The 13,939-nt window shown below is 58.1% G+C and carries 17 protein-coding genes and 1 pseudogene; 4 read left to right on the top strand and 14 right to left on the bottom strand.

The window, feature by feature from the left end; translation table 11 throughout:
- From JT360_RS20035 to JT360_RS19980, 12 genes and pseudogenes are all read right to left on the bottom strand, one after another.
- Positions 1-574, bottom strand: a pseudogene (locus JT360_RS20035) (RcgA family putative transporter); the annotation flags it as partial.
- Positions 575-945: 371 nt separating this feature from the next.
- A complete protein-coding gene (locus JT360_RS20030; RefSeq protein ID WP_214473451.1) occupies positions 946-1,413 on the bottom strand; it encodes a DUF3788 domain-containing protein in 468 nt (155 codons plus the stop codon).
- 78 nt (positions 1,414-1,491) lie between these two features.
- Complete coding sequence (locus tag JT360_RS20025) at positions 1,492-2,202, bottom strand: FMN-dependent NADH-azoreductase (protein WP_214473450.1); 711 nt, start codon at positions 2,200-2,202, stop codon at positions 1,492-1,494.
- A 37-nt stretch (positions 2,203-2,239) separates the two neighbouring features.
- Positions 2,240-2,785, bottom strand: coding sequence for a carboxymuconolactone decarboxylase family protein (locus JT360_RS20020; protein WP_214473449.1), 546 nt, complete (start codon positions 2,783-2,785; stop codon positions 2,240-2,242).
- A gap of 34 nt (positions 2,786-2,819) precedes the next feature.
- Positions 2,820-3,524 carry a nitroreductase family protein gene (locus JT360_RS20015; RefSeq protein WP_250888926.1) on the bottom strand — a complete coding sequence of 235 codons (705 nt, stop codon included), beginning with the start codon at positions 3,522-3,524 and terminating at the stop codon, positions 2,820-2,822.
- A 130-nt stretch (positions 3,525-3,654) separates the two neighbouring features.
- Entirely contained in the window at positions 3,655-4,611 is a 957-nt protein-coding gene (locus JT360_RS20010) for an AraC family transcriptional regulator (RefSeq protein WP_214473448.1), read from the bottom strand.
- A 67-nt stretch (positions 4,612-4,678) separates the two neighbouring features.
- Entirely contained in the window at positions 4,679-5,059 is a 381-nt protein-coding gene (locus JT360_RS20005; protein WP_250888925.1) for a GNAT family N-acetyltransferase, read from the bottom strand.
- Between the two features lie 64 nt (positions 5,060-5,123).
- Entirely contained in the window at positions 5,124-5,612 is a 489-nt protein-coding gene (locus tag JT360_RS20000) for a pyridoxamine 5'-phosphate oxidase family protein (RefSeq protein WP_214473447.1), read from the bottom strand.
- Positions 5,613-5,965: 353 nt separating this feature from the next.
- Positions 5,966-6,367: an SPW repeat domain-containing protein gene (locus tag JT360_RS19995; protein WP_214473446.1), complete on the bottom strand. Its 402-nt coding sequence runs from the start codon at positions 6,365-6,367 to the stop codon at positions 5,966-5,968.
- A gap of 128 nt (positions 6,368-6,495) precedes the next feature.
- Positions 6,496-7,413 carry an NADP-dependent oxidoreductase gene (locus JT360_RS19990; RefSeq protein ID WP_214473445.1) on the bottom strand — a complete coding sequence of 306 codons (918 nt, stop codon included), beginning with the start codon at positions 7,411-7,413 and terminating at the stop codon, positions 6,496-6,498.
- Positions 7,414-7,489: 76 nt separating this feature from the next.
- Positions 7,490-8,032, bottom strand: coding sequence for a carboxymuconolactone decarboxylase family protein (locus JT360_RS19985; protein WP_214473444.1), 543 nt, complete (start codon positions 8,030-8,032; stop codon positions 7,490-7,492).
- 214 nt (positions 8,033-8,246) lie between these two features.
- Positions 8,247-8,996: a sulfite exporter TauE/SafE family protein gene (locus JT360_RS19980; protein ID WP_214473443.1), complete on the bottom strand. Its 750-nt coding sequence runs from the start codon at positions 8,994-8,996 to the stop codon at positions 8,247-8,249.
- Positions 8,997-9,093: 97 nt separating this feature from the next.
- Here JT360_RS19980 and JT360_RS19975 point away from each other — a divergent pair, with 97 nt between their 5' ends.
- Positions 9,094-9,981, top strand: a complete 888-nt coding sequence (locus tag JT360_RS19975; protein ID WP_214473442.1) for a LysR family transcriptional regulator — start codon at positions 9,094-9,096, stop codon at positions 9,979-9,981.
- Positions 9,982-10,124: 143 nt separating this feature from the next.
- A complete protein-coding gene (locus tag JT360_RS19970; RefSeq protein ID WP_250888924.1) occupies positions 10,125-10,286 on the top strand; it encodes a hypothetical protein in 162 nt (53 codons plus the stop codon).
- A 207-nt stretch (positions 10,287-10,493) separates the two neighbouring features.
- On the opposite strand, the gene JT360_RS19965 is transcribed toward JT360_RS19970, so the two are convergent.
- Entirely contained in the window at positions 10,494-11,402 is a 909-nt protein-coding gene (locus JT360_RS19965) for a hypothetical protein (protein WP_214473441.1), read from the bottom strand.
- Between the two features lie 246 nt (positions 11,403-11,648).
- Between JT360_RS19965 and JT360_RS19960 the strand changes: the two genes are divergently transcribed.
- Positions 11,649-12,827: a transcriptional regulator gene (locus JT360_RS19960; protein WP_214473440.1), complete on the top strand. Its 1,179-nt coding sequence runs from the start codon at positions 11,649-11,651 to the stop codon at positions 12,825-12,827.
- Between the two features lie 13 nt (positions 12,828-12,840).
- Positions 12,841-13,488: a hypothetical protein gene (locus JT360_RS19955; protein ID WP_214473439.1), complete on the top strand. Its 648-nt coding sequence runs from the start codon at positions 12,841-12,843 to the stop codon at positions 13,486-13,488.
- Between the two features lie 259 nt (positions 13,489-13,747).
- Here the strand turns inward: JT360_RS19955 and JT360_RS19950 are convergent, their stop codons facing one another.
- The gene (locus JT360_RS19950; RefSeq protein WP_214473438.1) at positions 13,748-13,921 is read right to left on the bottom strand and encodes a hypothetical protein; all 174 of its coding nucleotides are present in this window, start codon (positions 13,919-13,921) and stop codon (positions 13,748-13,750) included.
- Positions 13,922-13,939 lie beyond the last annotated feature (18 nt).

Below are 13,939 nucleotides of genomic sequence, written 5' to 3'. Positions count from 1 at the left end.
CAATATACGACAAAAACCCAAGAGCGGAGACACCCGCAAACACCGACGCCGGCAAATTCAGCGGATATCCTCGACTAAAAAGCGCCTCCGATTTCCTTGCCAAACTGAAACGCCGCCTCGGCCCTTTAGCGTCATTATCCCTTGCCATCTCTGCCGGGGAATCCGACCCATCATCGAAGGTCGCAGTCCGTCTCATATCTGGAACTGCCAGCGCAACGCCGCTTCCCGCTCTTTTCCATTCTCTTCTCTTGGCCGTTAACCGCGATTGCGCCGCACTAAGCTCCATCTGCCATTCGCTGGTTGCCACCGGATCATCGCAGCCAAGGACCCTCGCCAGCCAGCGAATGTTGGCAGCGCTAATTCCCTTCTCGTTCTCTTGAAGATCAACCCCAATCCGGTTGGAATCAATCTGTGAAATCGCCTCTGCAAGAAGCTCGGGCGTCCATGGGCCAGCAGGAAATCCATCCTTGCCCATTGGCCGACCCGCACCCGCTGCGGCCAATCGTTTGAATAATTCTTTGAAATCGCTCTCGTCTCTCGGCGGAGAGAGAAATAACTTTCCGTTCTTAAACAATGACTTGTAGGCTCTGGATTCGTTCCGTTTCGCTCGTCTTCGTATCCTATCGTGCCATCGTCCTTGATCAACATTTTTATCAACTCGATTTTGGCCGGCACGGGAGGATCGAATGAAGGAGGAGGGTTCGTGGGATGTCGATGAACGCTATGCGCGGCTGCACTCGCCGCTCGTCGCGGTGCGTCGGCTTCGCGCCACGGCTGCTACTCGACGAGAAGGGGCCGAAAGGTGCCGGTTCGCTATTAGACCGAAAGTGCACAAGCGGGCGTTCAGCCGAGGTCACCTGTGTCCGCCTGCTCCGCATCCAGCACGAGACCGCTACCCGGGTTCCTCGGAGCCATCGCGCCGCGAATCGAGGATTTTTGTTGCCTTCAGCCGCGCGGCTTTGGCTGGCGCTTCATAGTCAGAAGCGCCGTCACATCATGCAGATCATCTGCCGATGAAATGGCAATCGTCAGCCATTTTCCGTCGATGTATGTTTTGGCTTCGTCGTAGAGCTTGACCAATTGCAGACGCCAGACATAGCGCCGCTCCTCAAACTTCTCCCGTTCTGCTCCACCCATGACCACCACAGCCGAAAGCCGCCGGTATCCCGGCACCAAGGTGCAGAGCGCCTTGGTCTTCTTGTAGCGCAAGGACCAACCGCGGTTCCTGCCACCGTAGAGCCAGTCCGGCGTAAAAACTCCTGGATAGGATTCATCGATCCAGTTCCGCAGCTCAGCCCAACGCTCGAACGCCTCTGGTCCGATCCATTCGCGGACGGCGCCATCATCGGGCGGTGCTGATTTGCCGGTGATCCTATCGCCGATTTGGGGACGCGTATTAGTAGGTAAAATCATCGGAAAGACCTCGTGTTCACGGTCCGGCGGAGGCCGGAGGGTTATGATGCGGGCGTGCCGAGAGCTTGCGGCGGGCCTTCAGAATGCTGCTAGCGCGACGCTTCTCAGAACAGGGTGCGCATCGCGATAGGGTCTACCGGTGCCCGAGAGCACCGCGGGCCGACCATCGACGCCTCGAAGCTCTCGCACGACCGTCAGATCGATCACCGCCAAGGCCTTCTCCCTCGCCAATGCGGCCTTGTCCTCATCAAGAAACGCGGTGGCCTGCAGCGGGAGGAATTGCAGGGTCTCCAGCCCAATGGAGTTCAGCGCTAGCGAGAGATACGGCGTAAGAAAATCGGGTTGGTTTGCTCGGTCGCCGGAAAAGACGCCACCGGAAGCGACGCCGATAAACACCGGACGGTCCCGAAGCATTCCCACCTTCCCGGCGGACGTCGATTTCATCGTGCGACCAACGCGCAAGATCTGGTCGATCCATGCTTTGAGAACCGAGGGAATGGTGAAGTTGTGCATGGGCGTTCCGATGACGATCACGTCGGCCGCTTCGACTTCCTGGATAAGCGCCTCGGAACGATCCAGAGCGCCCTTCGGCGGGGCCGCCAAGGTAGCAGGCGACGACAGCGCAACCGCGTAGTCAGCCGCGGCGTGAGGCAAGGGCTCAGTCCCTAGATCACGCCGACTGACGCTCGCCCCGGGCGCAACCTCGAGGAGCCTTTCGACGATCGCCGCCGAAAGCTGGCGGCTATGCGATTCCAGTCGCGGACTGACATCAATGTGGAGGATATTCATGGGATTGTTCCTATGGCTTTACGGGACAGGACCGAGCTCAGACCGAGCCGGCCGGCGCGACGGCGGGAAAGTCCTTGTCGTGATCGAACACGTTGTTGAAGAAGTTCGTCAGCGAGTACATGGCCACAAGCGCGACGATCTCGATGACGTTCGCATCGGTGTAGCCAGCATCGCGGACGGCTTTCAGATCAGCGTCGTCGACGTGGCCGCGGGTCTCGATGACTTTGCGTGCGAACTGGACGGCGGCATCCCGCTTCGGATTCTTGGCATGACCCTTTCGGGCGAGGATGATGTCATCGGCCGGCAGCTTGGCCATGTGTTCGGCCGTAAAGCTGTGAACCGTCAGGCAGTAATTGCAGCCGTTCACTTCGGAAACGGCGAGGCCGATGCTGTCTCGCGTCTTTACGTCGAGTGCTTTGCTCAGGGATCCGAGCAGCGTGGCCCAGGAGTTGAACGCGATCGGGCTCTGCGCGAAGGCCGCCATCATATTTGGGGTGAACCCGATATTCCTGGTGAAAGCATCGAGGGTCTGTTTCGAGTCAGCCGGTACCTGTTCCGGCTTCAGCGCAGCGGTTCTCGCCATCGTAGTCTCCATAAGATCTTGAGTTGATTAGTGATTATGCAAAGTCCAGCACATCGGCGACCGGCATGCGCGGCTTCTGCGGCCAGTTGCCAGCTCGCTCGGGTCCGACGGTCAGCAGCATGACCGGCACTTCGTCTTCGGCCAGGCCGAACTCGCTGTGCACCGCCTCGGCGTCGAAACCGATCATCGGCGTCGAACCCAGGCCCAGCGACCGGGCCGTGTAGATGATCGCCGCGGCGCCGAAGGTTGCGGAGCGCACGGCTTCGTCGCGCTGGCGCTGCGGCTGATCGTCATACAAACCGCGGGCGGGGATTTCCCAATCCGGCACCAGGTGTGCCGGCATGATGCCGGCTTCCACTACGGGCGCCAGGCGGGCTGGAACAGTGCTTGCATCGGCAAGCTGGCCGATGATGATGAAGGTCACGGCCGCGTCGGTGATCGCGGGCTGATTCCAGGCGATCGGACGCAGCCGCGCCTTGGCTTCCGGCGAGCGTACGGCGATGAAGCGCCAGTTCTGCAGGTGGAAGGAGGTTGGCGCGGACGTGCCGATACGCACCAGGTCGCGGATCTGGTCGTCGCTCAGGGCGGCAGTAGCGTCGTAGTACTTGGCGGCACTGCGGCTCAGGATCGTTTCGATGACGGCGTTCGTCGCGAACGCGTTTTCGCTCTTCGCGGTCTCCTTGAAGATTTCGGCGGCGACGCGGGTTGCGGGTCCGGTAGTGAGGCTGATGCAGTTCATTGGATGGCTCCCTTATCAAGTGATTACGGAGCCTAATTTACGGGGACGAGTGATTATTTCGAGACTGAATTAGCTCAATACGATGCGCGAAAGGATCAAACTGCGCCTTCCGGATCTCAGACCGCGCTTCTTACTCGCCCTTGTGCGCCAGTCGCCGCCACTCCCCCGGCGTCATCCCCATCCTTTCGGCGAAGACATGCCGGAATGCCGAAACGGATTGATACCCAACGGTCTCGGCCACGGCCTCGGTGCTGATCGCTGGCTTCTTCAACTCGTTGGCGGCCAGACTCATGCGGAGATCGGTCAACAAATCGAGGGCGGAGCGACCCAGCTTGTCCTGAAACTGGCGCATGAACGTAGCGCGCGACATCCCGCACAAATCGGCCAGATCGGGCAGTTTCCAAGGCCGTGCCGCATCGGCGAACATTGCCGCAATCGCTGGTGCCAGCCGCGGATGGCCGGCCAGGGCCAACAAGCCTTCGGGGGCTTTCCCGGATTGGCTCGCCGCGCGCAGTACCAGTGTGAACAGAGCCGAAGAAAGCGCGTTGAGAATGGCGCGCCCTCCCGCCCTGTCACCGGCGGACTCCATCCGCATCAGCCCGACAAGACCGGCAAGTTGGTTGGATGCGGACCCCATGCCCTCTTCTCCATGGCTGTCCACAGCGCGTGTCACCAGATTAGCGGGCAGGTAGTTGCGGATCAGTCGATCATGGGGTGGCGCAATAAAAAATCGCCCACACAGCAGATCCAGTTGCTCGCCCCGGCCATCATTCTCACTCAGCATCCATCCGGCTGACCCCTGGCGTTGCTGGGTAGGGATTGGTGTTTGCCCGCTGCCGTCGTGCAGTACATGCGCCGCGCCGTGAGGCAGCAGCACAATATCTCCGCTCACCAGCTCCCTCACCGCTCTCGTCTCCGGATCCTCGAGAATGGCCCGGCCCTTAACAATGACGTGGTAGGGAATTTCGTTCGCGGCAGCCTTGCTCCAGGCAACGCGCCACGGCGCACCGTAGGCGCAGCGGACCTCGAGCTGGCCGGTCACGGTGATTATTTGCAAGAGATGGCTTAACCAGTCGACTTGGGGCATGACACCTCGAGATACTAAATCGCTGACCCACCATATCGCACTGCACCGCGCGCCCGGTGGAAGCAAGTCAAGATAGAAGCTTTCGATATTGGACGAAACGCGAGCGCTCAGCGACGCGGTCATAGAGGTAGATGGCGTTCTGGTTGGATTCGTGCGCCGGCCAATAAACTCGGGGGGCACCCTGACGCATGGCGTCCGCTTTTACATGCTCGATGAGTGTGCGACCGAGCCCGCTTCCACGCGCATCGTCGGCCACGAACAAGTCCTGGAGATAGCAATTGTCGTTAGTCGTCCAGGTGGATCGATGATAGATCCAATGCGCCAGGCCGAACGCATGCCCGTCCACCGTCGCGATCGCCCCATGGACCCGCTCGAGTCGGGTAAGCGCGCAAGTCATCGCTGTCGCGCCTCCTAGAACCACTGGCAGCCGTTCCAAAGCGGCAGCCATCCATCGAAATCGCTGTGATCGGTGGTGCCGATCTCGACTGATGCCCATACGATGCTCCCGAACCTTATGCGGTTCCCTGTGGTTTGCAGAGCCCCGAGGTCACTGTGTATTTCTGACGATATGTGTCCCTGATTTCGTCCTGGCTCCGAGGCGGGTCGGCAAAGACATGAGCGGGCGAAAGAAGCGGTGAAATCGAAGTGGGCTCAATTCTGACGACATGATCGACAGGATATTCCGAGCCGTTCGTCGCGCGGACCCAGTCGGCGATCATGGAAAACTCGTCATTTCCCGGCGGCAAAACCACGGCACGACCCGTGAACCGGTATCCGCGCCGCTGGAATACGTCGACCACATTGATTTCGACGGCCGGATTGCGCTTCAGGTTCAGGATCGTCCGAGGCGAAGCGATATCGGCGAAGTAAAGTGCGCCATCGCTCACCGTTAGCGATGCCTTCGGCGAAAGACTTGGCGTTCCGTCCTCATTGATCGTGGCGACGAAGGACAGCATCGCCTGCTTGATGATTGCCTCCATATCGGTGGTGATTTCAGTCATGATAACTCGCTTGAATATGATTTGAGCCGGGCCGTACGTCGGCCGCTAGTACATGGGATCGGAGCGGTCGCCGCGGCAAACGAGGCCACCAGGGATACCATGGCGGGCATGAAAGCCAGCTGGCGCATTTCGCCCCGGCGAGCCTCGTTGATTACTGGTGGCACGTTTCGCGGCGAGCCGTGCATTTCTGGTTCACGCAATTGAGCAACATCCGTTCCAGGTTACGCTGAGCGTCACTCGATAAGATCTGCGGCAGCGATAACCATCGATCGCAGCGAGGAACGAAATCTTCCAATAGCCGGTGCGTATAGTTTTTATAGCGGCGAAGAATAGCGCTGCGACAATCGTCGCCCTCAAGCCGCCGTATGCCTGTCCGATGCCAAATGCGCCGCGGCTGGTTCCTCCGGCGCGTTAAAGACCGAGGTCGTGAGTAGGACAGCGGCAGCGAGGACCCAGTAGTACCAGGCATCGAGCCCAGCGAACTTGAAGGCAACCGGTGCGATGACAAACACCACGCCAACGGCCCGGTCGACCCAAAGATGCAGCCAGTAGGGAATGATACGAAAGAGCCCGGTGGGATGGTCAGTCAGGGCGGCCAAGAGTAGCGCCGTGGCACCGACAACAACCGAAAGCCACAGTGCGATCGGTCCGCTCTGGCCTAGCTTCAGCACGAACGGTGCTGCGATCAAGACGACAGCGACGGGATAATCGATGAGGTAGGCATGCATAGACTTGGTGATGAATCGAAACGACATTGGTGACTCCTATGTGCTTGTTTGCTTGGTCGAATCTTTCGCCTGGATGCGTGCCAAGACAATCGCCACGGTCCAAAAGGGCAATGATGATCGACGGGGGGCAGAACCGCTCGCCCCTCCCCAAGCTCTCACGGCCGAACGCGGATGACCGTCTTCCCCGCGCGTCGCTCGGTCGAGTTGAAGGTGCCAACGGCATCGTCGAGCGACGAGACCTTGCCGATATTCGTCCGCAGTCGTCCGTCCCGCACCCGCTGGACGATCTCGCCTAGTTGGGCGCGATCCGCCTCAACGACGAAGTCCACGGCCAGACCATCGGCGGGTCGAGCCTCGGCCGGTCCAACGACGGTCACTAGAGTACCTCCGGCTCGAATGAGGGCTGCTGACTGCTTCTGAATGTCGCCGCCGATGACATCGAACACCAGATCGACGCCACCGACGTCTTTCAGAGCGTCGTTCTCGAGGTCGACGAATTCATTTGCGCCGAAGTCCAACGCCTTCTGGCGATCGGCAGCACGTCCGGTGCCAATGACATAGGCGCCGGCCTCCTTTGCGAGTTGCGTAACGATCGACCCGACCGCGCCGGCCGCGCCGTGAGCGAGGACGCTCTGCCCCGCCTGAAGGCGGCCGTGCTGGAACAGTCCCTGCCATGCGGTCAGGCCAGAGATCGGCAGGCTCGCGCCCACCGTGAAGTCGACGTCGCCGGGCAATGGCGCGAGATTGCGCGCCTCCATGGCAATATATTCCGCGAGCGTGCCGTCGCGATGCCAGTCGGCGAGGCCGAACACGCGCTGACCGATTGAAAGCCCGGTGGTGCCGTAGCCTAGGGCAGTGACCACTCCAGCCACCTCATGGCCGAGGATCGACGGCTTCCGGTCACGGAAGGCTCGATCGGCCCAGGTCGAAGGCCACTCCAGTTCGGTGTTGACGAATCCCGCCGCATGAACCTCAACGACGACATCGTTTATTGCTGCCTGTGGTTCGGGCCGCTCCACCAGCTTCATCCCCGCGGTTCCCGCCGCCTGCTCCGTCACAACGATTGCTTTCATCATCCAACTCCCTGTGTGTGATATTTCGTCATCTTGCGGAATTCCGGTCTGCAAAAGACTTCCGACCGGACAGAGCTCAGATCGAGCCGGCCTGCGGAACGGCGGGAAAGTCTTTCTCGGGATCGAACACGTTGTTGAAGAAGTTCGTCAGCGAGTACATGGCCACCAGCGTAACGATCTCGATGATGTTCGCATCGGTGTAGCCGGCGTCGCGGACGGCTTTTACATCAACGTCACTGACCTGCCCTCGCGTCTCGATGACTTTGCGTGCAAATTGGACGGCGGCATCCCGCTTTGGGTCGTTGGCATGACCCTTTCGGGCGAAAATGATTTCATCGGCCGACATCTTTGCGTGCCCGGCACCAAAGGTATGAACTGCCAGGCAGTAGTTGCAGCCATTCACTTCGGAGACAGCGAGGCTGATGCTTTCACGTGTCTTCAGGTCGAGCGCCTTGCTCAAGGAGGTGCGCAGGGTAGCCCACGCGTTGAACGCGATCGGGCTGGCCGCAAAGGTCGCCATCATATTTGGAGTGAACCCGAGATTCTTGGTGAAGGCATCGAGTGTCAGTTTCGAATCGGCCGGCACTTCGGCGGGCTTCAGAGCTGCAATTCTCGGCATAGTAGTCTCTCCTGCAAAGCGATTGTGGTCTCCATCATCGACTGAGATGGTATTAATTTCGAGCCTAGATAAGCTCAAGATGATGCTCAAAAGGATCAAAATGCGGATGATTCATCCTCTTCCCGCAGCAGGGCAGACCCAACACATCAGATTAAGACAGACACGGCCCCATGCAGCGCTTTGCGCCAAAAGCGTCCATGCCAGAGGGACAGGACTACCAAATACTGCGCAGCATCATCTCTGCGCCGAGTAGGCCAAGAGCAATCAGAAAGCAGCGTTTGAATGTAGCGGGACTGACCGCCCGTCGGATGTACTGCCCTGCCCACATCCCGACCAACGCAGGAAAGATGGCGAGAGCCGAAAGCGATAGTCTATCAATCTGGAATGCCCCTCGTGCTGCGAGCCCAACGGCAAGTGCTATGGTAGAAATCGTAAAGGCAAGGCCGAGTGCCTGGACGAGATCATCCCTTTCGAAACTGAGCGCCTGGACATAGGGCACGGCCGGAATGGTGAACACGCCTGTTGCACCGGCAATGAGGCCGGTGATCAAGCCGATCGCGGGCGAGAGCCAGCATTCATGCCGTGGGTTGATGTGGGAGGGCTTTGCGAGCAAGGTGTAGACCGCGTACGCGGTCAGCGCGAGGCCGAGCATGAAGGTGCTCAAGTTAGTATCATCGCCTGTCAACATAGACGTACTGGCCAGTGTTCCGGCGAAGATTCCTACCATCATGGTCCAAAGCCGCCGCAGGATGCTCCTGAAGCTCGGGCCAGCAACCAGTTGCCAGACGTTCGTTACGAACGACGGAATGATGAGCAACGATGTTGCCGCAAGCGGTGACAGCAGTCCGCCGAGAATACCCATCGCGACGGTCGGGAGGCCCATGCCGGTCACACCTTTAACGGTGCCGGCGGCAAAGAATGTAGCTGCGACAGTGACTAGCAGAAAAATTGAGAGGTCGTTCATGACCCTCTCATACGCTTTACGACATCATCGACAATGCGGCACTCCCGTATCCAGCCTTCGCCTAGACCGAAGGCTGAATGAGTTGTAACTTCCGAAGATGCGCTTCGATTTCACCGACCTACGTCTTTTCCTCGCCGTCGCTGACGCTGGCAGTATCACCCACGGCGCGGCTAACGTCGGACTCTCTCTTGCTGCGGCCAGTGATCGACTAAGGGAGATGGAGGCAACCGGCCAAGTTCGACTACTGGAAAGGGGGCGCCGGGGTGTGGCTCTGACGGAGGCGGGTGAGGCACTTTCCCACCATGCCCGCGAAATTCTTCATCAAGTCGCTCTCATGCGAGGAGAACTAGGGCGCCACGCGAAGGGGATACGGGCGAGCATCCGTGTTGTTGCCAACACAGCGGCCATTGTGGAAGTTCTTCCAATACGACTGTCGCCGTGGCTTGCCGCCCATCCGCAAGTCGATGTTGATCTTCGGGAGCGCCAAAGTCATGAGATCGCCCGAAGCATAGCTGCCGGGTTTGCCGACATCGGCATATTGTCGGACGCAGCCGCCAACGAGGAACTGCTTCTTAAACCCTTCGCGGTGAGCAAGCTCGTAGTAGTGTCGGCTCAGACGCACGCACTCGCGGCTCAAAGAGAAGTCCGGTTTTCCGGCCTCGCCGAAGAATATTTCGTGGGATTGGAAGGTGGCGCATTACAGGACCATATCGACGCTCAAGCTGACAGGCTCGGCGTAAAACTCCGGTACCGGATCAGGCTGCGTACGTTCGAATCGATATGTTTGGCGGCTAGTGCTGGTGTTGGCGTCGCGATTGTTCCAGAGACGGTAGCCAGAAGGCGCAAGCGAACGTTTTCAATTTCGATTACGCCGCTACTGGACGACTGGGCTCGCCGACATCTCTCAGTGTGCGTCGCCGCTAACCTTGATTTATCCCCGATCGCCCAAGACCTTTTCAACCACCTGACAAAGCGCATGACCTGACGTCTACGGGGCGGGAGAACGAACCCGCTGCGCGGGATAGCGCGTGGGGTGAGGTAGAGATCACGAACCGGACGTCGCGCTCGCATTGAGGGCGGTTCGGCAGCGGCAGAGCATTACGGGCTTCTTCAACAAGGAGCCTGACCATGCCCTATCCTGTTCTCGATGCACCTATCAGTCCACTTCGTCAGCGGCTGATCGACGATATGAACATGCGGCGTTTCTCCCGGGAGACGCAACGCAACTACCTCCGCGACATCGGACGCCTGGCGACGGCGTCTATGGAAGTAGCGAATTGGCAAGCGTGACCAAGGCCCGAAGAAAGGGTGTTTTGTCCACATCTAGCCGGAGTAGCTGACCGGCACCCTGGCGGCCCCATCCAGCTTCCGCGCCGTCATCAATCCGGGTTAGGACGCGCCTGCTGCCGAATGCCGGAAAGCTCACCGCTTAGTTGCGGATGGCGCGCTTGTCATCTGCTTCATGATCCGAGTCAGGTGGGCGTTCTAGCTGGCTCCTTATCTGAGACTTCCCTGCCCAAGTAGCTCAACGACCGCGTTTACATCATCTCTCTTGGACCGAATTGCCTTTGGAAGCTCCCATTCTGCGTATTGATGTACACGTCTGCATGCTTCTGTCGTTGCCGATCTGCAGGCCTTAAATGTTTCGGCGTCTAGGAGCGATCGAAACCGTGAGCGAACCGCCGCGCGACTCATTCGCAACTTAGGCATTTGGAGGTGTTTTACGCGCAGCTTGGCGTAAGCAGCAGCGACAAGAAGCGAGACTATCGCGATCCAACCAGAGTTAAGCCCCATTTCTGCACCGGCGCTCCACATGGCTACTACTACGAAACAGATCGCTTCAATGCAGACCGCCTCTAACGCCAACCGAAGGATGATGCGAGCGGTTCCTAGTTGATGGACAAAGAAATACCCTCCTTCTATCTTTGGCAAATCAGGCTTTTGTTCGCAGCTATTGGACCTTTCAGCCAATAGAACATCTACCCGGTTCTTTAGCTCAGCCAATTCTCTGCTCATTTCGTCGTGGACTATATCCAATGCATGGCGCGCCGCAACGGGAACTGCGGCCTTCCTTGCTGCGCTAGCCTCCTTCTCGGCTGCTTTTTTGGCCACCTCCGCAGAGGCGTCTTGGAGTTCCGTGTGATGCTCACGCATCCTTCGGCTTAAGATTGGTATAACTCTGGAACCGATCTGGTTCACACCAAATCCGTTTTCGTCCATTATTTTCACTGCTTCATCGGTCCATGACTCGTGAATACCTTCTCCCTTAAGCCGGACTCTGACACTCTCCTTTCGCGACCGATCCCTCTGCCCTGCCTTTCTCCCGTTTTGGTGCTCTACCCTCACATTATGAAACGCGGTGGCCAGTAGTTTGCCACTTCTGTAGCTGCGCTTTCTCAGTGCCATGCGTCCGCCCTCAACCTATGTGCCCGATTCGAAATAGTTGGCGATCATAGTCAAAGAATTTGCACCAAATTCAACGCTCTTGAGCATTCGGCAATGCTGAACTGAAGCGCTTTTTTGGAAATCAGGTTCGGCACGGCTGCCAAAGGGAGCGGAAGCAGATCTTAACAGGAGCCGAATTCCTGGCCTCTGGCAAGTCTTGTGAAATCAAGATCGCGCAATTTGGCGGATGGAAATCAAGCCTGATTCGTGCATATTCCGGTCGGGGCAGGGGCAACATTCATCTTGATTTTGAGAGTTCGCAAGGCAATTGCGGCGACCGCGCTAGTGATGACGGCCGTTGCCTTCTTCTCGTCGCCGATGTTCGGCGCGGTCAAGCTGGGATTTGCGTACTACGACCCGTTCTCGATTGCTGAATTCCGGCTCAGGCACCTCACGACACAGGAATATGTCAAGAAGATCGAGGAGGCGGTCACCGAACGAAATTATGCGGACGCTGCCAAAATCGTCGAAATCGGGCAAGAGAACGGACACAATTTCGATCCTGAGTTGATCGCTAAAACGCGAGAGAATGCGATCGACATGTCGTGGCGTTACAGCGTGGATCTCGTCGACGGTTTCATGTCGGGCAGCGTTCACAGCCCAGGAAGCCTTGCCGGCTCTATGGTTGCGGATGCTGTCTCCTACGGAGATATCAGAGATGCCTACAATGAGGGATCGGAGGTTCTTTCCGGACAGGACTATGATGGAGTTACGCTCGGACTCTCGGTTTTCGGTATCGTGACAAGTGTTGCCGCACAGGCTGAGATTGATGTGCCGCTATCAGTCCTAAAAACAGCAAACAAGACCAGAAAATTATCTGCGGGTATCAGGGCTTCTCTGGTTCGTATTTCACAAAACATGATCGACGTTCCCATGCTGAAAAGGGCGCTTTCGAATTCCGCCGACCCGCTACTCAAAGCTCCGAGCTTCACAGCAGTTAAACGCGTGCTGTCCAGCATCTCGTACAAGGACGTGAAAGAACTGGATTTTGCCGGGCTGAGGGCCTCCGTGGGCGATCTTCTGCCCATCGACGTCGCAGCAGCTAAACGGCGCTTTAAGGGTGTTGTGAGGCCCGACGCGGCCGACGATCTCGCTGCATTCACGGCCGGGACATCAACCGTCGTTTTGAACGGAGGAACGGAGGCTGCCTTCCGTTCACTGGAGAAAGCCGACTCTCCAAAGGAGCTCGCGAAATTCGGAAAGCTGGCAGAAAAGGCGAGAGACCGCACCTCGTCGATAATCAGGATTCTGGGAAGGGGCGCAATCGACCTTGGAAGGCTGGCCTATCTGATCGGCGCGTCCGTGATTTACGCAATCACCTGGTTTCTTGGCGCGATCTGGACGACCTCGACCTTCCTTTTCAATTTGCGCGCACTTTTTCGCTGAAGCGAGGGGCATAATGGCAAAACGGAAATCATCTCTCGCACTTATCGCCGCAGGAATTGGTGGGGCCGCCGTTGCTGGCTATGGCCTATCCATTGGTCGAGATCTCTGGAAATCGACCAAAAAAAACCAAATGCAATTGTTTGCCATTCTCGCTCTGATAGGGGCGATAACGTTGCCTACCCTTGGGGCGCGAGAACTTGTCAAGGGCCATGACCGAGGTGTGGCGGGAACCGTTTTCAAGACTATCATCGGCAGCATAGTGCTGACAGGCATCGGTTTCGTGCTGGCAGTGATGTGCCTTAGCTTGATTACGAGAAACGATAATGATCCCGATGCCGGATTTGGGGCCGCGATTTTTCTGGCGTCATGCTCGACGGCGGTTTTCAGCCTGATAGGTTTCCTATGGGGTGTAATTCAACGGCCAAGCCGCGTTAAAACAATTTCGACGGCAAAGGCCAACGAGCAATTCCTGGCATCTATCGGCTTCAGGGAGACTGGCGGTGACGACGTCACACACTATGACGCATCAGGTCAGGCGCTGCGTTTTCTGGAAGGCCATGGCAACCGATTGGTATTCATGGCAGTCGGCAGACGAGGAAAGCGGGCGTTTATCGATCTCGCGCCAGACGGCAAGATGGTTGCTTACAGCGGCGTTGTCTGACCGCTGCGGTTGCCGCGTCTCACCGGACAACTCACCACCAGCGACGCCGTGAGCACTTGGGCGCTTCAGGCCTTTCGAGGTTTGGTATCAGGCCGGTCATCGCCATCGGCATGTGTCTACGCACTTGCCGAGGGAGGCTCCGATGGTGTTAGGCACTGGGTTGAATGTTACGTCGGAATTTGAAATGGCAATGGCACTAACCGGCGGGGCCTCGCCCGCGCGGGCTCTTTTGTAGCGCAGACGTTTCCGTGATGGCCTGTCACAGTAGGTCAGGCCTTCCATGCACCAGGCGGATAAGTCCGGCCTGTACCGCGCCGGTGACGATTCCAAAAAGCAACGCAGCCAGGCAGTTCCAGCCGAAGCACAGTGAGATGACGAAGCAAACCACCGCTGTTGCAAAGACCGTCACGTAGTCGAGAAATTGATCTTCCATAACGAACACCTTTCCGTA

Origin of the sequence: Mesorhizobium sp. dw_380 (assembly GCF_018588885.1) — a bacterium.
GTDB lineage: Bacteria > Pseudomonadota > Alphaproteobacteria > Rhizobiales > Rhizobiaceae > Mesorhizobium.
Note: the sequence above shows the minus strand (reverse complement) of the source record. Positions and strands in the feature narration are given on the sequence as shown.